A 19682-nucleotide genomic window follows, 5' to 3' on the forward strand; every position below is an offset into this window, starting at 1 on the left:
CTAGAAATAGTGATCTATACATTTGGTTATATGTTTACGATATATACATTTTGAGTGTATTATGTATATAATGTAAACTGTAAAACTAAACCAAAAGGATGGATGGAAGAATGAAGAAATTCTGGATTCTCCCGGTGTTACTCCTGTCGATGGGCCTCGCTGGTTGCAACATGTTTGGTAATGACGGGGACGACGAGGATACTGAAGCGTATCCCATCGCAGGCTCCTGGGTTAACGACTCTCCCGCTACATACTCGTCTGATGTCGTGGAATTTACCTCAAATGGGACGTATACCATTTATAGCAACTATGCAATGGAAACTGTAGATTCTACAGGGACATGGTCATTATCCGATGGTATACTTACCATCGATGGCACTGAAACAGGCTCGATAACGGCTGTCAGCGAAAATGAGTTTACCTGGAATGCAGATACCTACTATCGCAAGGGCTATGAGCCTGGTGGCAATTCTTATGAAGACTTTCCCTTTGCAGGCTCCTGGGTTGAGGATTTTGCCTATACTCCCGAAACGAATGTCATGGAATTTGTCTCGGATGGGACGTATATCGAATATAGCGACTATGCAATGACAACCCAAAGTCCTTCAGGAACCTGGGCAATAAGTTCTTCAGGAACCTGGACAATATCCGTTAAGAGATTAGAGCTTGAAAGTCAAGCAGGGGGCACGTCCGCAGAAATAACGGCTGTCAGTGAAAATAAGTTCACATGGGATGGAAGTACCTACTATCGCAGAGGCTACGAGCCTGGTGGCAATGCATTGTCCGGTGCTGCAACCACACTCACGTTGGGGACCACCTATGAAGGTGTGTTTACAGAAAAAGATACGAATCTTTTTAGCGTAACGGTGGAAGATGGAGCAAGCTATGCAATCTCCTGGGATGATAGTGAAAATGGCACCGGTTCCTATACCGGAGACATAGAAGTTTCCGCATATAATAGTGATAAAACAACTGCTTATTTTTACCAGATAGATCATGGATATGATACACCGCAGACTATAACCGCTGATGGGACTACTATGTATATCATTACCAATCCGTATGACTTTCGTGGTTACTTAGGGGGGACCTACGGTCTGACAGTGACAAAGCAGTAGCATATTTTTGTTACCAACCCAAAAAAGTAGATAATGAGGGCTGACTGAGAAGCAATCTTGGTCAGCCTTTTGTTGTCATTTCTCCATCGTAATAGTAACTTAGGATATGAGCTTGAGTTGTTTTTTTAAATTTAATAAAAAAGGTGCAAAGGATACTCCCGTGCAAAAACTTTCTGAAACCCCCAAAATTCTTCCCTTATGTACCAGCCAGATAATCGTTCCCTACTATGATGTAGGCTTCGACTTCGAGCTTACTCCGGCTGCCGTTCTTCACTATGCAGAGAATGCGGCGGCGGGTCATTGTGCCGCCATCGGAAAGCCGATCCCCATGCTGATGAAAGAAGGGTTCATCTGGATGCTGGCCAGGGGGCAGATGGAAATGCGCCGGTACCCCCGTTATGGCGAAACCATCACGATAAAAACGTGGCTCAGTGAGCGGTCGGCGGTTCATGCTTGGCGTGAATATCACATTATCGATTCTGCAGGAACCCTTATCGGATGCTGTCGAGGAGATTGGGTCTTCATCGATATAAAAAAGCGACGCCCCTGCCGAATCATCGATGCTTTCATCCAAGGTTGGCCCGTGAATCAGGTAAAGGCATTGGAACGACCGATGAGCAAACATCCCCAGCAACATGACGAATTTAAATTCGAATTGGAGTTTATGGTCCGCAGGGGAGACATCGATACAAATCGGCATGTAAATAACGTGCGCTATCTGGAGTGGGCCACGGAAGCCATACCTCAGCAGTGGTATGAATCGAAAAAGCTTACATATATCGAAGGCAACTTCATGCAAGAAACAGGCTATGGTCGTACCGTAGTTTCAGCAGTCACCCCGTATAACAACGGCTTCATCCATGTAGTATCCGATAAGGAGGCCGGGATAGCGCTTGCAAACGCAATAAGCGAATGGAACGCCCGCTAACGGCTTGCCTTTCGTTTCTTTATTTACTACTTTTTTAGTATGAAAAAGAAGCTTCGCGTTGCCTTTTTTGATACAAAGCCCTATGATCGGCATTTTTTTGACCTGGCGAACACAGGAGAAACCTCGTATGAGATCACCTACATACCGGAAAGGCTTTCCCGAAGAACAGCTCATCTTGTAGAAGGGTTTGATGCCGTCTGCGCTTTTGTGAACGACGACCTTTCAAAGCCTGTTCTTGATCATCTTGTCGAAGCCAAGGTGCCGGTGGTAGCTCTACGAAGTGCAGGCTACAATAATGTCGATCTCCAGGCCGCCTGGGAAAGGATACACATCCTTCGCGTCCCTGCCTATTCACCTTATGCCGTTGCCGAACATGCCGTTGCCATGATGCTTAGTCTCAATAGAAAGCTCCACAGGGCCTACTATCGAACCCGTGACAACAATTTCTCCATCAACGGCTTCCTTGGATTCGATATGAACGGGAAGACGGCAGGTGTTATCGGGACGGGAAAAATAGGGCGAACCTTACTATCAATTCTCAAGGGTTTCGGTATGCGGATTATCGCCTATGATGCCTTTCCGAATGAAAAAGCCGCCGAGGAGATCGGTTTTAGCTATCATACTCTCGAAGAGTTGTATGCAGAGAGCGATATCATCAGCCTCCATTGTCCCCTGACACCGGATACACACCACCTGATCAACCACGAGGCAATCTCCAGGATGAAACCCTCGGTGATGATTATCAACACCAGCCGCGGCCAGTTGGTAGATACCGACGCCCTTCTCGACGGGCTGAGGGAGAAGCGGATAGGATCCGCCGGACTCGATGTCTACGAAGAAGAGGGTGAATACTTTTTCGAAGATCTCTCAAACGAGGCCCTCGACGACGATCGTCTTGCTCGACTGCTTACGCTTCCCAACGTATTGGTTACCAGCCATCAGGCCTTTTTTACGGAAGAGGCACTCAGGAAGATTGCCTCCACCACCCTATCCAACCTGGATGCATGGTTTGCCGGAGAAGCACTTGAAAACGAAATTTGCTATCGCTGTAATGAACCGGAATGCCGAAAAGAGAAGGCAGGTCGCTGTTTTTAACTAAATCGTAAAGTTTTCCACAGATACCAATTACAAAAAGGCTGTCTGAGAAATTTCTCAGACAGCCTTGCATAATGACTAAGAAAGCAGGGAATTAACCCTTGTAGTCTCCCGGCTTGATTTCGTCGCCGTACTTCTCTTTTGCCGCATTGATCTTGGCAATGGCCGCATCCCAGTAGTCATAGATCTCTTTGGGAGTATTGGCATCCATCTTTTCATAGAAGGCCTTGGTCCGTTCAAGCTTCTGTACCCATTTGCTACAGCGAAAGGTAAAGAGATAGGTGTAATCGGCCTCGGAGAAGTCCTCATCCAGGTACTTCTTGAAAAGTTCTTTCACATCCTTGTACAGAGGGATCTTTCCGGTAGGAGTATCGTAGGTCTCGTATTCTCCGTGGATTCGTCCTTCGGCCCAGTGGAGCCACACCTTTTTGGCAAGCTTACTGGTCATGAATTCACCCTTGGGGCCTCTCATGAAGTAGTTGGTGCTGAACACCTTGGGACAGTTCTTCACAGATTCACCGAACTTGATATTGTTGATGGTGTATTCGCCCAGAGGATAGGAAACAAAGTCCATATTCGCCATGGGAGAAGGCTTTCGAACCCCCTCGGCACCAAGGGTTGCGGAAGTGGTTTCAGATTCCAGGGTGGCGGCCTTCAGAAGAATACCGTCTTTCCAGTTGGGGGACTCTTCGACAGGAACAGTGGTGTCGCTGTCGCGGCCTCCGTACAGGATGCCTTCGACCTTTACGCCATCCTTGGCATTGAAACCCTTCTCGTCGATATTGTCGAGGTAATCAAGGCGCATGGTGTAACGGGCGTTACCATGTGCGACACCGACCTCGTTCCCTTTTGCATCCTTTACACCCTTCTTCCATTCACCGAAATGGTTAAGTCCCTCGTCGGGAGCATCGACACCCTGGCCGAGCCAGTAGGGTTTCTTGTCTTTACCAAGCAGAATGTTGGAGAAAATAACTTCCTGGTCCTTCATCAGATTTTCGTAGATAACAGGATCGTCTTTGGCGTTTACATCCTTGATGATACCGAACATACCGAACTCAACGTTTACGGCCCGGAATTCACCATTGATGTTGCGGAAATAGGCAATATCGTCACCGACAATCTGCTCGCCGGGAATCATGGCCGTAGAGGTCTTTCCACAGGCAGAAGGATAGGCACCGGTAAAATAGGTCTTTCTGTTCTTCTCTTTGTTTACACACGCCATGACGAACATGTGTTCACACAGCCAACCTTCCTTTCCTGATTTATTGATGGCAAGACGCATGGCGTGTTTCTTCAGCCCGACGGAGTTTCCGGCATACTGGTCATTCATCGAGTAGACGATGTTATTCTGGGTGTCCATGTAGATCCGACGTTCGTCAAGATTTACCGAACATCCCCGGTCATCGAGCTTTCCGGCGGAATGAATAAACCGGAAAAAGTCGCCTTTCTCACTCTCTTTCATGTTGAGAAAATGCTCATAAGCGGTGCGATAGAGTATTGATTCTGAATGAGCAACGTACCAGCTGTCGGTAAACTGGACACAGGGGATGGTAAAAACGCTGCCGGTAGGTCCTTCGGCAAAAAACTTAACCACCGCATCCTTTCCCTTCATGTTGTCTTTTGCAATGCCCATGATCTCCTTATAGCCTTCATCATAGGCAACAGAGTTGAGGGTTTTCATCTTTTCGAGGTTTTCAGGATAGACCATGTAACGGGTATTAACCTTGTCCCGGGCCTGATCACCGTAGCCGTCCCAGTGGATGGTCTGCTTGGAGAGGGCCATGGAATGCTCTTCTCCCTTTGCCAGAGCCTGATCACGAATGTACTGATTATCTTTTTCGCTGTCGTCACAGACGAAAATAGAGGCGGGATCGCAATGTTCGGCAAATTCGCCGACAAAATCGTACACCTTTTGATTCTTGAGCGCAGTAAGCTTAGCATAGCTTTCGGCGCTCATCTTGCTTTTCAGCAGATCGTCATATTTTGGATTCATAGAACCTCTCCTTACATAGTAGGTGTTCGTATTTTACTACGTAATATCTTACCTTTTTTTTCACCTTTATTTCAAGGTATTAACTATTTACAAGAGAAAAAGTAACACTCCCTTAAAGAGATGTTGACTTCCATCTTAGCCTGTCTCAGGATAGAGGGATGACGTTATTAGTATGGCTTACAAGTAAGGAAACCGAATGCTGGAACCTTTCGTGCAATCAGGAAATACGGATACAGGAAGCCTTACCCCAATGGAAGATCATAGTTGTTCGTGATGCAGACGCCTTCGTTTCTGCATTGCCAAGGGCCGATGCAATAGCATCATGGCTTTTTCGCCAGGAGTGGTTTGCTCTCGCTCCGTCGCTTCAACTGCTGAAAACTCCGGCCGCCGGGCTTGATTATTTTGAGATCTCCCCACCTCGACATATAATCTTCGAAGGAAGCAGATTCCATGGTCTTCTGATGGCGGAGACGGCAATAGGCTATCTCCTGGCTCATGCCAGAGGAATTTGCAGAGCCGAGCGGAACATGAGCAAGGAGTCCGCACAAGAAAAAAGCTGGCCCCGCTGGGAACTTGCCGGCAAGATGCGGACCGTGAAAGGGAGCAGGCTGACGATTCTCGGCTTCGGATCCATTGGCAGCGAAGTAGGTCGTAGAGCCAGCCTCCTCGGCTGTGAGGTCACCGGTATCAAACAAAAACCGACATCGCATCTGCCAGTATGGTTTGGTCCGGAGGATCGGCTTTTCCCAACAGAAAAGGAGCCTTTGGCCTCGCTTTTTCTGCGAATTCTCCCCAGCACCGACCACCTGCTCATCGTTTTGCCGGGAAATAGGAAGACCGATGCGATCATCGGCAAGAAAGAACTTTCCCTTCTGCCTGATAACGCCGGAATATATAACATCGGCAGGGGAAACGCCATAGAAGAATCGGCATTGATAGACCATTTAGCAGAGCACCCCGCAGCAGAGGCCTTCCTCGATGTATTTGAACAGGAACCACTGCCTGCAGCATCTCCGCTAAGGGCCTGCACCAATGCCTATCTCATGCCCCACCTCTCGGCCGCGGCGCCTGAATATCTGGATCTCTTTATCGACGAGCTGGCTTCAAGGTGCCTTGCCCTTGTTCATTGATTTCAGGCAAGGGCCGTGCGTTCTTCGTTCGAACGGGCAAGCTTCCTGGCAAGTAGTTTTGAAAGAAAAATGCCGTAATGGGGATAGTGTTTCATTACCTCAACAAAAGACTTTCGGCTGATCTTTACCAGCTTGGCATCCTCATCGGCAATGACGGTTGCACTCCGTCGATTATTTAACAAAAAGCTCATTTCTCCCATGAATATATCCGCTGGAGTCAGGCTTCCTACCTGATGTCCCTTGTGATAGACGGAAAAATGGCCGCTGGAGATGTAATAAAGGAAATCCCCCTGTTCTCCCTCGCTGAATATTTGAGCCCCCTTACCGGGACAGATAACCTCTTCTCCCGAGAACCCCTCCGGGGTCTGACGGCCGCCCCCCTCCGAATGGTAGACCGTAAAGCTCACCTCGTTTCCTTTGCCATTATAGGAAAGTTCGCTGCAAAATAACTCCGCCATCTTTATTCCACGACCGTGAAAAGCATAGGGGTCCTGAGATGCAGTCTTCCGACGCATCGAGGAAACATCGAAGCCCAGCCCCTCATCCCGGATTACAAACTTCGTCTTTTTCTTGTCGCTTTCCCAGGTAAAGCGTACCCGCTTTTTGTCGATCTCCGGATCAGTACATTTTTCCATTACCAGGTCGACCACGCTCAAGCCATGCGCCATTCCCGCGCTTTTCTCTTCATAGGTAATACCGCAGTTGCCATGCTCAATGGCGTTGACAATCAGTTCGGAAAGGGCAAGCTGTAATCCCATCTTATCCTCGGAATGTAAAAACCCCATCTGAACCAGGTTGGTAACGGGAATGCTCGCATAGATAGGAACCGCCAGGGTATCGTTTTCAATAAGGAAAGAACCGCTCATATTCTCAACGAGGCGATTGGATACCTCTCTCTGGAAAATGAGTTGCCAATTCTCAATGATAATGGAGACACATTTTAAGAGATGGCTCCTGATTCTGCTGTAATCAAGCATCACTAGAAGATTAAGGTCCCGAAGTTCTTCGGCAAGGGCCTTTTCATCCTGCTTTGAGGAATCGTAAAGTCCGATAATGCCGAAGCTGTGGAGCCAGGAGTCTTTCCTGACTTGATCTGCAATGGCGGATAAACGAATAACCGGATCCCCGCAATTCATCATCACAAGCTCCGGTAAGTCATAGTTCAAAGACTCCTGCACCCTATGCTCGGCGGCAATCACACGAACCGAGTATCCAATATTTTTTCCACCGTGGCGAAATGCCTCTCGAACCTTTCCCAGCACCGCTTTGTCGGAGTTCACCAATGCAATGAGTCCCATCCTATTCCCCTTCTTTCGTTTATCCTCTTTCTATAGTTGTAATGGGGAAATGATTTCTTGACAAGTTAAGGGATTCATGTAATAGATTAAGTATCTTTTTACATACTAAGAAGAAATCTTAGGAAGGAGACGGATATGGATAAGATGTTTGTTATGTGCCGGCAGATTCTCACCGGTCCGACCATTCTGTTCGTAACCATATCGCCATATCCGTGTCTGCAAATCCAGTAAAAAGAACTTCATAAGCACGGTTTACCGCGGTCTGTTACGGACCGCGGTTTTTTTTTGCTCCGTTACCGATGTACAAGGAGGTACACCATGTTTAACGACGGGCTTATGGATCATCTTGCGAAAATCAGACAGCAGGAACTCCTGGCCTCGGCCAGAAGTTCCAGGCCCGCTTCCCGACGTGGGAAGGGGCCGTCATTCCCCGGGCCAATCACCAGGGCAATTGCCCTCGGAATGATTACTCTCGGAATCAAACTACTCAGGCGAGAAGGCAAGATGTAACATGACGTTGGCCCCTGTCCGATTTTGTCACAGGGCAGGGGCTTTATGCATCGTAATAGCGTCTGACAAAGGCTTCGGCATTCTGAATTGATCCGCCGGCTGCCCCTTTAACCACATTGTTGACCATCAACATAAAACCGATACGGTTCCTCTCCTCTTTAATCCGTCCGGTATACACAACCATCCCCTTGGGATTGCCGTAAAAGGCATGCTTTGACTGGGGGAAGTTCTCTTGGGGAAGGTAGGTGACGGGATGCTTCGGAGAGGATGGTAGTGAGGGATCCATCAGGACAAAATCATCCCAGGCGTGTAAAACGTCCTCAGGACTCGGATTCGTCTCGAATTCTATCCACACGGACTCGAGATGCCCGAACATCACGGGGACTCTAACGCAAAAGGGAAAAATTCGGGGATCAATCTCAAGGATCTTCTTAAGCTCCTTCACCATCTTCTCTTCTTCCCCGCCGATAAAGGGAATAACGTTATCGGTAATATCAAAGGCGGAAAGTCCCGGATAACCGGCACCGCTTACCGACTGATAGGTACTTACGGTAACCTCTTTGATACCAAATTTGCGAAGAGGAGCAAGGGCAACGACAAGTCCCGTGGTGCTGCAATTGGCATTGGTAACGACGAAGCCGTTAGAAGGATAACCTTGTCGTTCAATCCATGAAAGCTGCGATAGATTGGCCTCAGGGATAAGAATGGGTACGTCCTCTTGGTAACGCATTGCACTGGCATTGGAAAAAACAAAAAAGCCGGCGTCCCGTAACTTAGGCTCCCATTCGGAGGCGAGATCAGCGGGCATTGCGGAAAAAACGATCTCAATACCTTCTTTCTTCATGTGGTCGATATCCAGCTCGTTGAGTTCAAGGTTCATCATCGAATGAGGGATTTCCTGGGGAACAACCCAATGCACCTCGTCTCCATATAGATTGCCCTTTCTGGAAGAGGAGGCTGTGATGTGGCAGGTCTCAAACCAAGGGTGGTCCTGAAGCATCCACATAAAGACTTGGCCCACTGCACCTGTAGCCCCGAGCACCGCCGTTTTTATTTTCTTTTCGCGCGTAAAATCCATAGAACCTCCTGTCGTCCAAAAACTTACCATTAAGTTTCATTATCTGAACAACAAATCGATCCTCTGTCAACCAACAAGGGCCAACAGGAACCAAAACACTTGCCCTGCCTCAAGAAGAAACGTATACTTGCATATATTTATCGCGAATGGGAGGCTTGCAAATGGGAGCTCCGATCTACAACGAACGAGTTAAGGAAAATGGAGAGGCCTACACCTTTCAGATATTCCGTGATGCAGCAGGGATTCGCGTCATAGTCTTTGACGCCTGCGGTGAAGCCCTTGCATCTTCCGTCCTTGCCGAGGCCAACGATGAGAAAATAAAAACGGCAGCAAGGGATTTTTGTGAAAATTATGCTATCGACCGTGAAGACAAAATGAACTATCGCGGCATTGCCTGTTAAAACGCGATGATGGATTTCCGGCAACGGATCTCTTTTTAGGGCGAAGGAACGTACTGAATAATCCCTTTAAGATCATTATCAAAGAAGCGAAGTCCTACGCCGAAGTGGTAATCAAAGTCATCCTGAATCACAAAATCCCTCACCCCTGCGGTCATATACAGCCACCGAAGAGGATTCTCACTTGTGGGGTCGAAGAAGGGGTAGAAGGTTCCCGAAGCGTCCATTACCGGACCAGCATCCCTGCCCAAACGGTACATCTGGGTAGACAGTTCCACCTGGCGAAGCGGCCGCAGATCAAAACCAATCCCACCGCTGCTTTCGATAATCCCCCCCCGAATGGCTAAGGGACCATACCGGCGAACAAGTTCTGCTGATATGTTTACGTCGGCATCGGAATAATCATCGCTACCCGGTGGAACGGTAACCCCGACCCAATATTCTTTAGGCTTTTCTCCGGGGATAAGGCGGAGTTCGGCACGGGTTTCCATTCCCGAGGCCTGCACCATATAATCACCCTGCAAGCCAAGCTCAACATTCATCCCCACCGTTGAGTCGACAAAGCCTTCAACATTCTCGGTGATACCGACTATTCGATGATAGAGCTCTTCATCATTTACCAATTTTCCGAGATTTCCCTCACCGTCGTCGATCTTTCTGGCGATTGATCGTGTCGATTCCAAAACTGCAGTAAGGGTTTCCGCACTTTTTCTCATCTCTGCAACGGCCTGCTCCAGATTCCTATCATTCTCAGCCAACATCGTATCCAGCCGCTCGGTAAGACGAGCAGTATGGTCGAGAATGGTGGAAATATTGTCGCTTTCCGCCTCGCTCTGGGCATTTAGACGTTCGGCAACGGCAGCTATATCGGTCATTGCCGAACGAAGGATGAGAAGGTTTTGCTGCACAAGATCTCCCGTGACCGCCACGGTGCTCTTTGCAGAAACAAGGATGTCGTTCATTTCCGAATAGCCTGAGTTGTTCATGAATGTTCGAAACTCCGCAAGGAGCTGCTCCAGTTCCTCCGCCACCTTCTGGGTTGATTCAAAGGCCTTATTCATCGCCGTGGAGCTCTCGACATACCGGACGACCCCATTGGGAGGAATTATTCCCGTATTCATGTTTCCAGGCACAATGGAAACGATCGAGTTTCCGAGAATCGAGTCCATCTTTTTCACTACCCGGGCATCCTGATAGATGGGAACCTCGGCATTCACCTCCATGGTGACCTTTGCTTTTCCGTCTTCAAGTACGATCTTCGTAACCTTTCCGATGTTTACCCCGGAAAGTCGGACGAGGCTCTCGGGTAAGAGGCCGCTGGCATCATCCATATAGGCATGAATCAACTTTGTCTCATCCGCATCAATCGCTTCCACGGTCTGCATGATGTAGACAATAGAAACAGTACCGGTGATAGCAACAAAGAGCCCTATTTTCAGGAGTCTCGACATTGGTTGTCCTCATAAGCGTCAAAGTTGGTAAAGGAATACTCGAGAAATTTACGCAAAACAGGGTGATTCGATCGTGCAAGTTCTCCCGGTTTTCCTTTAGCCGCAATCTTTCCATCGGCAAGAAACGCAATGGTATCGGCATAGGCGAACATGCCGGCAATATCATGACTGATAACGATACAGGTCATCCCCAACTCCCGGTTAACTCTGCTTATTAACTCATTAATGCTTTCGGACAAAACCGGATCAAGCCCCGTAGTGGGTTCGTCAAAAAGAAGAATATCGGGTTCGGGCGCCAAGGTGCGGGCGAAACCCACGCGTTTTCGCATACCACCGGAGAGTTCGGCAGGAAACTTTTTTTCAATCCCTTCAAGATCTACCCAGGAAAGCATCTCCCGTACCCGCTCCCGGATTTTTTTTCGGTCTTTTATTCCCAGCATCTCCCGCAAGGGAAAAGCTATATTCTGTTCCACGGTCATGGAATCAAAAAGCGCAGCATTCTGAAAAAGATAACCGAATCGCCGCCGGGCCTCTAAAAGCTCTTTTTCTTCCATCGCTTCCATAGGTTTTCCGTCAAGTGCAATGGAACCCTCATCAGCTTGAAGAATTCCGTTGACCGTTTTCAAGAGAACGCTTTTGCCGGTCCCGCTCTGGCCTATAATGGCGGTTACTTTCTTTGCTTCAAAATCAAGATCAATACCGTCAAGGACGATATTAGCTCCGAATCGTTTTTTCAGGCCAGAAATATGAATAATTTTAGCCATAAATTCGCCGTCAATAAAGTATTTTAAGCATGATATCGGACATAATATAGTCGGAAACGAGCACCGCGACGGAAGCGGTAACAACAGCCTTTGTCGAAGCTGTCCCTACCTCCTTGGAACCTCCGCTGGTCGTAAAACCGAAAAAACAACAGATTAGACTCACGAGGGCACCCATTATCGCTGCTTTTATAAAACCGGACCAAATATCGACGGGATCGACAAAGCGATATAGTTGATCAAGATAACCGGCGGGGTCCACCCCCTTCATGTGGATCGAAACAACATAACTGCCCAGCACACCGACCACGTTCGATAGGGCCGTAAGAATAGGGAATACAATGATCGATCCTATGATCCTTGGAACCACAAGATATTGAATAGGGTTGACCGACATCGTTTCCATGGCATCGATTTGCTCGCTTACCCGCATGGTACCTATCTCGGCAGCCATTGCAGAACCGTTTTTCGCTACAAGCATCAGACTGGTAAAAACAGGTGCAAGCTCTCTGCCCATAGTCATAGCGACGGCCGATCCGACCATGGTCTCCGCGCGAAACATGGCCATAAGATCGGTAACCTGCAATGAAAAAATCATTCCAATGGAAAGACTGGAAAGAGCGATAATCAGAACCGAATCGACACCAATGTGCTCTGCCTGCTCAAGAACAAGCCCAGGCCTCCATGGACGTCGAAATGTCCAGCGAAAAGAATCTAAAGCAAAAAGGCAAAAAGAACCAAATTGCTCAAAGGTTCGAACAAGTCTCCGCTCCATGGAGTAAAAATACTACCATCATGTTAGAAAACCAACAGGTAAATATTAAATCAAGCTATTCCGCTAGCCGCTTTTTCTTCTTCTCCGGCATCAGATAGAAAATAGCCGGTTCGAATACAGGTTTCAAACAACTCTCTACTAAGCATATCGGTGGTTTCAGAGCTCCCCCACTCATCTTCACGGATCATCCGTATCCGATAACCTTCGGAACTTTGCTGGAGAACTTCCACAAAGGTCTTCTTATTTCCCGTTCCCTTTATTCGATAGCGCTGCATTGGCAATCCTCCTGTTGTATCTATTTTCGGCAGCTATTGCTCGGTCTTGACTCCGGGAATTCCACTATCGATACTAGATAGCATGAAAGCGCAACAGAAACAGAAAAGAGGCATAGGATATAGGTTAATGATGGTCATAGTCCCCCTTGTCTCAATCGTTGTACTGGTAATTGGAATTCTCGACACGAAACGGATTACCGGAAATCAGCTGGAACTGACCAATCAACTCATCGATGCCCAGACCCGCCAATATAAGCTTATTCTCGAAGAGTTTATCAATGAGCATGTCGAACGGCTGACGAAAGTAGCGGCCGCATTCTCCGGCAAAGAGCACGTCAACGCCGAAGCCCTCCGGACCGAGGCCAGTCTTATCCACCGTTTTGTTCCCGATGTTACGACAGATAATTTCTTCTATGTAAATGAGGAGGGAATACTGCGGCAGGGAGATCTCAGACTCGATGTCTCCGACCGTGACTATTTCACAAAGGCAAAGGAAAGCGGAAAACCCGCCATAGGTAACGTTCTCATCAGCAGAGAAGATGGGAAATCGCTCATTACCGGCTTTTCCGCTCCCATCATCGGTTCAGGTGGGCAGTTTCAGGGAGTCCTGGCAGAAGCTCTCAATCTCACCGAACTCCAACAGAAATTTAGCGATATGGATCTTGCAGGAGCCAGCTACTTTTACCTTTTTGATCCGCAGGGAACCGTCATCGCCCACACAAATCATGATTTCGTCGGGAAAAAGGTACAAGACATCATCCCTCCTTCCCTTCTCAAACGCTTTCAGGAAACACTTTTCGTACAAGATTCAGGAAACATCGAATACAGCTTCAACGGTACCAGCGTCATTGCCCACTATAAAACTATAACTCCGTCAAATTGGAAGATTGCCGTTGCATTTGATAAGCAGATCATTATTGACAAAAGAAATCAGGCTATTCTTTTCGCTCTCGGCCAGTTTTTGATTGCAGGTGGAGGTACGATTTTGTTGATCTTCCTGCTGATCAGACCGGTAACGCGAAGGATTAAACGAGTTGGAGGGCGTCTCGACGAAATCAGCAAGGGAGAGGGAGATCTTACCAGAAGAGTGTACGTCTCTTCCGACGACGAACTTGCCGACCTTGCCGAGGCATTCAACCAATTCGCAGAGACGATGAGGGAAATGATCGGAAGCATCAAATTCGAAACAAGAAAACTTCTTGCTGTCGGAGAAGAGCTTTCCGCTAATACAGAGCAAAGTGCGGCATCGATAAACGAAATCACTGCAACGATCGAAAGCATCTCCGAACTCTCGGAGAGCCAGAGCGAAAGTGTCGGGAAAGCATCATCTTCCGTAGATCAGATAACCGGCGCCATTAATAATCTTGGAGAGCTTATCGAGCGGCAGGCTACAAGCGTAACAGAGTCCTCTTCCGCCATTGAAGAGATGATTGCAAACATCAGAAGCCTTGCCGAGCATACCGAACAAATTGGAACGCATATGGAATCTCTCGTCGACGCCTCCCGTAACGGCAAAGAAAAGCAGCGGGAAACCGACGAGTTGATAGCCCAGGTGGCGGAACGATCGAAAAAGCTACAGGAAACCAACGTGGTTATTGCAAAGGTGGCCGCCCAAACAAACCTCCTTGCCATGAATGCAGCCATCGAAGCAGCTCATGCAGGAGATGCAGGAAGAGGATTTGCCGTGGTTGCCGAAGAAATTCGAAGGCTTGCCGAACAATCTTCAGGACAGTCAAAGGGAATCAAATCGAGCCTTGGGGAGATCAAAACCTTCATCGACCGCATCGTGGAATCCAGCACGGAAACAGGCTCCGCTTTCGAATCGGTACTGGAAGCCGTGGAAACAGTCAGAAACCTTATAGAAGAAGACAGAGCCGCCATGCAGGAACAGGCATCCGGGGGGAGGCAGGTCCTCGAAGCGCTGACGGAAATCAACAACATTACCGAACAGGTACGACAGGGAAGCGAAGAGATGAAGGAAGGCGGTACGGCCATCCTCAAAAATATCGGTTCGGTTTCACGACTCAGTCAGGAGATGCAATCGAGCCTATCCGAGATTAACAATAGTGCGGTGGAAATCAACCATGCCATAGAAGAAGTACGGGAACTCACCCGCTCCAACAAAGAGGGAATAGAACTGGTAGGAAATAGTGTCGGCCGTTTCAAGACTGAAGAAGAAACACATGAAGAAGAGATAAACAAAGAGAAGCCAGAAGAAACATAAAGGCGGGCTTTGCCCGCCTTTCATCGCCATAAAAATCGCTTAGAAGCGGGGTCTTCTTTCCCGTTCCTTGGCTTCGTTTACACGCAGTTCTCTACCGTCAAGAGAAGTGCCGTCGAGAGCAGAAATCGCCGCTTCGGCTGCATCCATCTCTTCCATCTCAACGAATCCGAATCCCTTGCTCTGACCCGTGTACCGATCGGTAATAATGTTCACGCTGTTAACCTGACCATACTGACCGAAAAGATCCTGAAGACTCTCCTCTCGAGTCGAATAATTCAGGTTCCCAACATAGATTTTTTTAGCCATAAAAGCTCCTTTGTGTCTCTACACTATAGAGAAGCACAGTACTGATTTCCTCTGTTTCGCGATTAGTCAATTGGCAGGATGTTCAGGTGAAGCATGAAAACGACAGGCTACCGAAAAGGTCCAGAAACAATTGCAACCGAAGAAAAGAAGTTACTTACTGTATAGCATGCCCCGGGGCATACGTCAAGGCTTCTTTTTCTACCAAAAAAAGCCGCTCTGTTGAGCGGCTTCTGCCCGGAAGAGGACTCGAACCTCCATGCTCCATTGAGCACCAGACCCTGAACCTGGCGTGTCTACCAATTTCACCATCCGGGCATATTGTGGACAGATAGTACAAATTTCATCACGAGATGTCAAGGCGTCGGGAGGATCCTGCCTCCCGACATACACTCACTATCTATTCCCATCGTCCCCGGTCGTCTCTGTGATTATCACGAAGCGATCTGACGATCCGGCCGACCACTCTATCAAGCTGAGGTTTGAAAAAATATCCCAAAACAACTCCGACAAGAATCCAGAAAATCATTATGCATCCTCCCTGACAATTTCGATCTTGATTCCATCTTTTGTTTCGATGATCTCGTTCGGCGGGATGACGACCCTAAGGACGCCGTTTATGAAGGTTGCCTTTACCTTTTCCCGGTCGTACTTATCTTCGGGAACAAAATAGCGCTGTGCCTCAATCGCTTTGAGTTTCAAGCGCCGTTTGAAATAATGCACTTCCCCCTCAGGCTCAAGGTTCGGGCTCTTTGCCGAGAAGATCATATAGTCTCCCTGGAAACGAAGGTCCAGATCTTCTTCCCGAAATCCCGCAAGTGCGAATTCAAGGACCATGCTTTTATCGGCTGTAATGTAGACGTTAACGGGGGGATATGAGTAAGAAGGGTAAAAATCGACCTTCTCATTCCAACCGCGTTTCATCTCCTCCTGAAACGACTCGCCAAAGTTACGAGTGGCTTCAAAGACCTCGTCGAGTATCTGTCCGAGATCAATGACGAAATTCTCTTTCATACGTCACCTCTCATTGAGCGTGATATCGGTCCCTCATACGAGGCGACCAGAACAAAATAGTCCCAAACGGCGGCTATCGTTCATCTTTAATATACGAAATCCACACAAAGAAGGAAAGAAAATATGCAAGTTGAGAGAGCGTGAGCCATATGCTTGGCCAAAGCTGTCAATTCTGGTAGGCTTTTCATCTATGCCAGTACGAGTCCTTTACATAGGCGAAATCGTCGGAAAACCCGGCATCCATTGCATAAAAAAAGCCCTCCCCCTCTTGAAGGAACAACATCGTATCGACTTTGTAATTGCCAATGGTGAGGGAGCCACAGGTGGCTTTGGTATTGGAAAAAACCATTCAATCCAGATCCACAAATTGGGAGTCAATGTCATTACGGCCGGTGAAAAGGTCTACTACAAAAAGGATATGGTCACCCATATTCCGAAGTCTCCCTACCTCATTCGGGCGGCCAATTTTCCCTACGGCAACCCGGGACGGGGATGGAGGACCTATACCGCAGGGGGGATGAAACTTGCCGTAGTAGTCCTTCTCGGTCAGTCGGGGTTTCAACGAGTTCATCCGGCAAATCCTCATCTCATGCTCCCTCAGCTGGCTTCCAAACTGAGAGAAGAGCATGACGCGATCATCGTCGATTTTCATGCCTGCACGACGGCAGAGAAGGCAAACCTCTTCTATCGAATGGACGGAGAGGTAGCGGCAATCTTGGGTAGCCACACAAAGGCTTTGTCGGCAGATGGACGAATTTTACAAGGGGGAACAGCCGTTATCAGCGATACGGGCCGAACAGGAAGCCTTTTTGGTATCGGAGGACTCGAACCTCAAACAGAAATTGGCAAATTCCTTACCCAAATCCCGGAACGATCGAAAGAGTATTGGGAAGAGCTGGAGTTACAGGGTGCCGTTGTCGAAATAAACGAAAAGGGAACGGCAAACGAGATTTACACCGTCAGGTTTCCGGTTTCCACCGAAAACCGTATGGAGGATGATTCATGACGGAAACAGTAACCATAGTTTCAATTTCGGGACGACTTGCAAACGTCACTTGTTTGGAAAGCGACAGTTGCAAAGGCTGTGCCGGTAATTCATTTTGCAACGCGAAAGGACGCAGCTTCGAAGCGAAAGTTCCCAGCGAACTGGCCCAAAGCCTTATTCCGGGAGACAAAGCCGAGGTTTTGATTCCTCCCGGAAAGACCATTTTTGCAGGATTCATGGTATTGATAGTGCCGCTACTGCTTTTTATTGCGGGATTTCTGCTCGCATCAATTCTGATTCCGGACTCGGGCGAGGGGACTCAGGCTATTATGGGAATTATCGGGCTGGGACTGGGCTTTTTGCTTGCCTTTGCTTACAACAAACTGACGGGAACCAAAAACCTACCCATCGTTGTAGGAAAAGTCACGGAATAGAGGCGGAAAATTCTTTCGCCTTTGCCGAAAGGACCGAAGCCATCTCACTAAGCGGGACAATATGCTGTATATGCCCTAGCTCCGCCGCAACCTTTGGCATACCGTATACGATACTGGAAGCAGCGTCCTGAGCAATGGTAAGTCCGCCTTTGCGGTGGATTTCGCCAATCTTCCGGGCCCCGTCACGTCCCATTCCGGTCATGATGACGGCAAGAGCCCTCCCTCCGAACTCTTCAGCCACCGACTCAAAAAGTACATCGGCAGAAGGCCGATGGCCGTTTACGGGATCGGCGCTTGAAAGCGAAACGACCGCCGCAAGGCGCCGCCTGTGCACCTGGATATGAAAATTACCAGGGGCAATAAGCACCCTACCCCGTTTCACCAGATCACCTTCCTCGGCCTCTTTGACCTCCAAAGCGCAGATTCGATCGAGACTCCTGGCAAATTCCAGAGTGAAACCGGCAGGCATGTGCTGGACGACCAAAATGGGAAGGGGGAAATCGGCAGGAAGCTCGGAGAAAACGGTACGCAGGGCATTTGGGCCACCGGTAGAGATACCGATGGCACAAATTTCCAAAGGTCCGGCATCCTGCCTGGCAACAGGAGAGGCCACTTCTCTCGGTTCAAGTTTTCCGGCACCGGGAACAAGTTCGGAACGCAGGATCTCAGGAATGATAGTACGCTCTACTTTTCGAACGGGCCGTTCGGCAGGAGAGGGGATCGGCCGCTCCTGATCCCGTTTTTTCCTTTCGGCAACCGACAGAGACCGGCGGTACTGGAGGCCGTAAGCATACACCGTTTCCACCACCTGCTTCTCGACCAGGTGGATGTCTTCGCTGACGGAACCGGAAGGCTTCATGATAAAGTCGGAGGCACCGAGAGACAGCGCCTCCATGGTTATCTTTGCACCGCGTTTCGCTATGGATGAAAGAATCACAACAGGAATATCAATTCCGAGTCGCTTTCGTTCTTTTAAAAATTCGATACCGTTCATTTCCGGCATCTCGAGATCAAGGATAATCACATCGGGGTTCAGCCGCGGGATTTTTTGGAGCAAGAATTTGCCGTTCATTGCTTTCCCGACAAGCTCAAGCCCTTCCGCCTTTTCCACCATTCTGCCGACAAGATTCCTCATCAGAGCCGAATCATCACATATCATTACGGAAACGATTTCTTTATCCACAAAAAGCCTCTGCTACAAAAATTTCCGATAAATACAGGCCCAGTCGGTTTTCAAAAATTCAAATTTTGTTTCCATACCGAACAGGGATTCACTGTGCCCTATAAAAAGATAGGAATGGCGGCTGAGCGCATCCCAGAATTTATTGATGACCGCCTGTTGGGCGGCCTCATCAAAATAGATGATGACGTTACGACAGAATACCACATCGAGATTTCGTTTCCCGCTATCGTTCTTCAGATTGTGGTAATCGAAGGTCACCATCTTTTTTATTTCATCCTTAACCGTATAGCCGTTACTGACTCGCTCAAAATAGCGTTTCAAATAATGCTCGGGTACCCCGTTCATACGATTATCCGGATAAAACCCCTCTTTTGCCGTCATGAGTGATTTCAGGCTCAGATCGCTTGCGGTAACCTCCCCGGAAAAACCTGCAGGCAACTGATCCTTCAGCATCATTGCGATTGAATAGGGTTCCTCACCGGTTGAACACCCTGCGCTCCATATTCTGACAACCTTATCACCAGCCTCACGCTTAAAAGAGACGAGATCGGGAATGACATAGTGTTTCAGCGTATCAAAATGAGCGGTATTTCGAAAAAACCGAGTGAGGTTCGTCGTTACCGAGTCGAGAAGAATTTTCATCTCCTCGTCCTTCATGCTGATCAGTTTAAAGTAGTCATCGATCGTTTCCAGTCCCGATTTTCGCAGACGTTCGCTTTATGTCAACAT

General features: G+C 48.3%; 20 protein-coding genes, 1 tRNA gene and 1 pseudogene. 9 read left to right on the forward strand and 13 right to left on the reverse strand.

Features of this window, described 5'->3' with window-relative positions:
• Nucleotides 1-110: 110 nt before the first annotated feature.
• The 3 genes from SPIRS_RS20250 (at nt 111) to SPIRS_RS20260 (ending at nt 3141) form a co-directional block, all read left to right on the forward strand.
• Entirely contained in the window at nt 111-1118 is a 1008-nt protein-coding gene (locus SPIRS_RS20250; protein WP_013256560.1) for a hypothetical protein, read from the forward strand.
• A 160-nt stretch (nt 1119-1278) separates the two neighbouring features.
• A complete protein-coding gene (locus tag SPIRS_RS20255; protein WP_013256561.1) occupies nt 1279-2046 on the forward strand; it encodes an acyl-[acyl-carrier-protein] thioesterase in 768 nt (255 codons plus the stop codon).
• Between the two features lie 39 nt (nt 2047-2085).
• Nucleotides 2086-3141 carry a 2-hydroxyacid dehydrogenase gene (locus SPIRS_RS20260; protein WP_013256562.1) on the forward strand — a complete coding sequence of 352 codons (1056 nt, stop codon included), beginning with the start codon at nt 2086-2088 and terminating at the stop codon, nt 3139-3141.
• Between the two features lie 94 nt (nt 3142-3235).
• Here the strand turns inward: SPIRS_RS20260 and SPIRS_RS20265 are convergent, their stop codons facing one another.
• Nucleotides 3236-5134: a phosphoenolpyruvate carboxykinase (GTP) gene (locus SPIRS_RS20265; protein ID WP_013256563.1), complete on the reverse strand. Its 1899-nt coding sequence runs from the start codon at nt 5132-5134 to the stop codon at nt 3236-3238.
• A gap of 158 nt (nt 5135-5292) precedes the next feature.
• Here SPIRS_RS20265 and SPIRS_RS20270 point away from each other — a divergent pair, with 158 nt between their 5' ends.
• Nucleotides 5293-6264 carry an NAD(P)-dependent oxidoreductase gene (locus tag SPIRS_RS20270; RefSeq protein WP_013256564.1) on the forward strand — a complete coding sequence of 324 codons (972 nt, stop codon included), beginning with the start codon at nt 5293-5295 and terminating at the stop codon, nt 6262-6264.
• Between the two features lie 2 nt (nt 6265-6266).
• Here SPIRS_RS20270 and SPIRS_RS20275 read toward each other — a convergent pair whose 3' ends face one another.
• Nucleotides 6267-7562 (reverse strand): cyclic nucleotide-binding domain-containing protein, encoded by a 1296-nt coding sequence (locus tag SPIRS_RS20275; protein WP_013256565.1) that lies wholly within the window; start codon nt 7560-7562, stop codon nt 6267-6269.
• 318 nt (nt 7563-7880) lie between these two features.
• Between SPIRS_RS20275 and SPIRS_RS20280 the strand changes: the two genes are divergently transcribed.
• Entirely contained in the window at nt 7881-8072 is a 192-nt protein-coding gene (locus SPIRS_RS20280; protein ID WP_013256567.1) for a hypothetical protein, read from the forward strand.
• A 43-nt stretch (nt 8073-8115) separates the two neighbouring features.
• Here SPIRS_RS20280 and asd read toward each other — a convergent pair whose 3' ends face one another.
• Nucleotides 8116-9150 carry an aspartate-semialdehyde dehydrogenase gene (asd, locus tag SPIRS_RS20285; RefSeq protein WP_013256568.1) on the reverse strand — a complete coding sequence of 345 codons (1035 nt, stop codon included), beginning with the start codon at nt 9148-9150 and terminating at the stop codon, nt 8116-8118.
• Between the two features lie 161 nt (nt 9151-9311).
• On the opposite strand from asd, the gene SPIRS_RS20290 reads away from it, so the two are divergent.
• Entirely contained in the window at nt 9312-9551 is a 240-nt protein-coding gene (locus tag SPIRS_RS20290) for a hypothetical protein (RefSeq protein WP_013256569.1), read from the forward strand.
• Between the two features lie 35 nt (nt 9552-9586).
• Here the strand turns inward: SPIRS_RS20290 and SPIRS_RS20295 are convergent, their stop codons facing one another.
• Genes SPIRS_RS20295 through SPIRS_RS20310 form a run of 4 tightly spaced genes read right to left on the reverse strand, consistent with a single transcriptional unit; the run spans nt 9587 to nt 12810 of the window.
• On the reverse strand, nt 9587-10999 hold the full coding sequence (locus tag SPIRS_RS20295; protein WP_013256570.1) for an MlaD family protein: 1413 nt from the start codon (nt 10997-10999) through the stop codon (nt 9587-9589).
• Nucleotides 10984-11763, reverse strand: a complete 780-nt coding sequence (locus tag SPIRS_RS20300) for an ABC transporter ATP-binding protein (protein WP_013256571.1) — start codon at nt 11761-11763, stop codon at nt 10984-10986. Before SPIRS_RS20300 ends, SPIRS_RS20295 begins: the two co-directional genes overlap by 16 nt.
• Nucleotides 11764-11773: 10 nt before the next feature.
• Nucleotides 11774-12535 carry an MlaE family ABC transporter permease gene (locus SPIRS_RS20305; RefSeq protein WP_013256572.1) on the reverse strand — a complete coding sequence of 254 codons (762 nt, stop codon included), beginning with the start codon at nt 12533-12535 and terminating at the stop codon, nt 11774-11776.
• A 50-nt stretch (nt 12536-12585) separates the two neighbouring features.
• Nucleotides 12586-12810, reverse strand: a complete 225-nt coding sequence (locus tag SPIRS_RS20310) for a hypothetical protein (RefSeq protein ID WP_041866154.1) — start codon at nt 12808-12810, stop codon at nt 12586-12588.
• 127 nt (nt 12811-12937) lie between these two features.
• Between SPIRS_RS20310 and SPIRS_RS20315 the strand changes: the two genes are divergently transcribed.
• Entirely contained in the window at nt 12938-15034 is a 2097-nt protein-coding gene (locus SPIRS_RS20315) for a methyl-accepting chemotaxis protein (RefSeq protein ID WP_013256573.1), read from the forward strand.
• 39 nt (nt 15035-15073) lie between these two features.
• Here the strand turns inward: SPIRS_RS20315 and SPIRS_RS20320 are convergent, their stop codons facing one another.
• From SPIRS_RS20320 to SPIRS_RS20330, 4 genes are all read right to left on the reverse strand, one after another.
• The gene (locus SPIRS_RS20320) at nt 15074-15340 is read right to left on the reverse strand and encodes an RNA recognition motif domain-containing protein (RefSeq protein ID WP_013256574.1); all 267 of its coding nucleotides are present in this window, start codon (nt 15338-15340) and stop codon (nt 15074-15076) included.
• A gap of 231 nt (nt 15341-15571) precedes the next feature.
• A tRNA-Leu gene (locus tag SPIRS_RS20325) sits at nt 15572-15655 on the reverse strand.
• An 82-nt stretch (nt 15656-15737) separates the two neighbouring features.
• On the reverse strand, nt 15738-15866 hold the full coding sequence (locus SPIRS_RS22780; protein ID WP_013256575.1) for a hypothetical protein: 129 nt from the start codon (nt 15864-15866) through the stop codon (nt 15738-15740).
• Nucleotides 15866-16351 (reverse strand): Hsp20/alpha crystallin family protein, encoded by a 486-nt coding sequence (locus SPIRS_RS20330; protein ID WP_013256576.1) that lies wholly within the window; start codon nt 16349-16351, stop codon nt 15866-15868. The genes SPIRS_RS22780 and SPIRS_RS20330 overlap by 1 nt, the downstream gene beginning before the upstream one ends.
• Nucleotides 16352-16541: 190 nt before the next feature.
• On the opposite strand from SPIRS_RS20330, the gene SPIRS_RS20335 reads away from it, so the two are divergent.
• Both SPIRS_RS20335 and SPIRS_RS20340 read left to right on the forward strand, forming a co-directional pair.
• Nucleotides 16542-17357: a TIGR00282 family metallophosphoesterase gene (locus SPIRS_RS20335; RefSeq protein WP_013256577.1), complete on the forward strand. Its 816-nt coding sequence runs from the start codon at nt 16542-16544 to the stop codon at nt 17355-17357.
• Nucleotides 17354-17770, forward strand: coding sequence for a SoxR reducing system RseC family protein (locus SPIRS_RS20340; protein WP_013256578.1), 417 nt, complete (start codon nt 17354-17356; stop codon nt 17768-17770). Before SPIRS_RS20335 ends, SPIRS_RS20340 begins: the two co-directional genes overlap by 4 nt.
• On the opposite strand, the gene SPIRS_RS20345 is transcribed toward SPIRS_RS20340, so the two are convergent.
• Together SPIRS_RS20345 and SPIRS_RS20350 are read right to left on the reverse strand one after the other, a co-directional pair.
• On the reverse strand, nt 17760-18929 hold the full coding sequence (locus tag SPIRS_RS20345) for a protein-glutamate methylesterase/protein-glutamine glutaminase (protein ID WP_171814816.1): 1170 nt from the start codon (nt 18927-18929) through the stop codon (nt 17760-17762). The two genes, SPIRS_RS20340 and SPIRS_RS20345, sit on opposite strands and share 11 nt — an antisense overlap.
• A 36-nt stretch (nt 18930-18965) precedes the next feature.
• Nucleotides 18966-19667, reverse strand: a pseudogene (locus tag SPIRS_RS20350) (CheR family methyltransferase); the annotation flags it as partial.
• Between the last annotated feature and the right edge of the window lie 15 nt (nt 19668-19682).

This window comes from Sediminispirochaeta smaragdinae DSM 11293 (genome assembly GCF_000143985.1).
GTDB lineage: Bacteria > Spirochaetota > Spirochaetia > DSM-16054 > Sediminispirochaetaceae > Sediminispirochaeta > Sediminispirochaeta smaragdinae.

Bases quoted from the DNA above. Each gene is read 5' to 3' on its own strand.
- SPIRS_RS20270 (WP_013256564.1), top strand. From the start codon at position 5,293: ATGACGTTATTAGTATGGCTTACAAGTAAGGAAACCGAATGCTGGAAC.
- SPIRS_RS20300 (WP_013256571.1), bottom strand. From the start codon at position 11,763: ATGGCTAAAATTATTCATATTTCTGGCCTGAAAAAACGATTCGGAGCT.
- SPIRS_RS20305 (WP_013256572.1), bottom strand. From the start codon at position 12,535: ATGGAGCGGAGACTTGTTCGAACCTTTGAGCAATTTGGTTCTTTTTGC.
- SPIRS_RS20280 (WP_013256567.1), top strand. From the start codon at position 7,881: ATGTTTAACGACGGGCTTATGGATCATCTTGCGAAAATCAGACAGCAG.
- SPIRS_RS20330 (WP_013256576.1), bottom strand. From the start codon at position 16,351: ATGAAAGAGAATTTCGTCATTGATCTCGGACAGATACTCGACGAGGTC.
- SPIRS_RS20340 (WP_013256578.1), top strand. From the start codon at position 17,354: ATGACGGAAACAGTAACCATAGTTTCAATTTCGGGACGACTTGCAAAC.
- SPIRS_RS22780 (WP_013256575.1), bottom strand. From the start codon at position 15,866: ATGATTTTCTGGATTCTTGTCGGAGTTGTTTTGGGATATTTTTTCAAA.
- SPIRS_RS20275 (WP_013256565.1), bottom strand. From the start codon at position 7,562: ATGGGACTCATTGCATTGGTGAACTCCGACAAAGCGGTGCTGGGAAAG.
- SPIRS_RS20265 (WP_013256563.1), bottom strand. From the start codon at position 5,134: ATGAATCCAAAATATGACGATCTGCTGAAAAGCAAGATGAGCGCCGAA.
- asd (WP_013256568.1), bottom strand. From the start codon at position 9,150: ATGGATTTTACGCGCGAAAAGAAAATAAAAACGGCGGTGCTCGGGGCT.
- SPIRS_RS20345 (WP_171814816.1), bottom strand. From the start codon at position 18,929: ATGATATGTGATGATTCGGCTCTGATGAGGAATCTTGTCGGCAGAATG.
- SPIRS_RS20310 (WP_041866154.1), bottom strand. From the start codon at position 12,810: ATGCAGCGCTATCGAATAAAGGGAACGGGAAATAAGAAGACCTTTGTG.
- SPIRS_RS20320 (WP_013256574.1), bottom strand. From the start codon at position 15,340: ATGGCTAAAAAAATCTATGTTGGGAACCTGAATTATTCGACTCGAGAG.
- SPIRS_RS20335 (WP_013256577.1), top strand. From the start codon at position 16,542: ATGCCAGTACGAGTCCTTTACATAGGCGAAATCGTCGGAAAACCCGGC.
- SPIRS_RS20290 (WP_013256569.1), top strand. From the start codon at position 9,312: ATGGGAGCTCCGATCTACAACGAACGAGTTAAGGAAAATGGAGAGGCC.
- SPIRS_RS20315 (WP_013256573.1), top strand. From the start codon at position 12,938: ATGATGGTCATAGTCCCCCTTGTCTCAATCGTTGTACTGGTAATTGGA.
- SPIRS_RS20260 (WP_013256562.1), top strand. From the start codon at position 2,086: ATGAAAAAGAAGCTTCGCGTTGCCTTTTTTGATACAAAGCCCTATGAT.
- SPIRS_RS20250 (WP_013256560.1), top strand. From the start codon at position 111: ATGAAGAAATTCTGGATTCTCCCGGTGTTACTCCTGTCGATGGGCCTC.
- SPIRS_RS20295 (WP_013256570.1), bottom strand. From the start codon at position 10,999: ATGTCGAGACTCCTGAAAATAGGGCTCTTTGTTGCTATCACCGGTACT.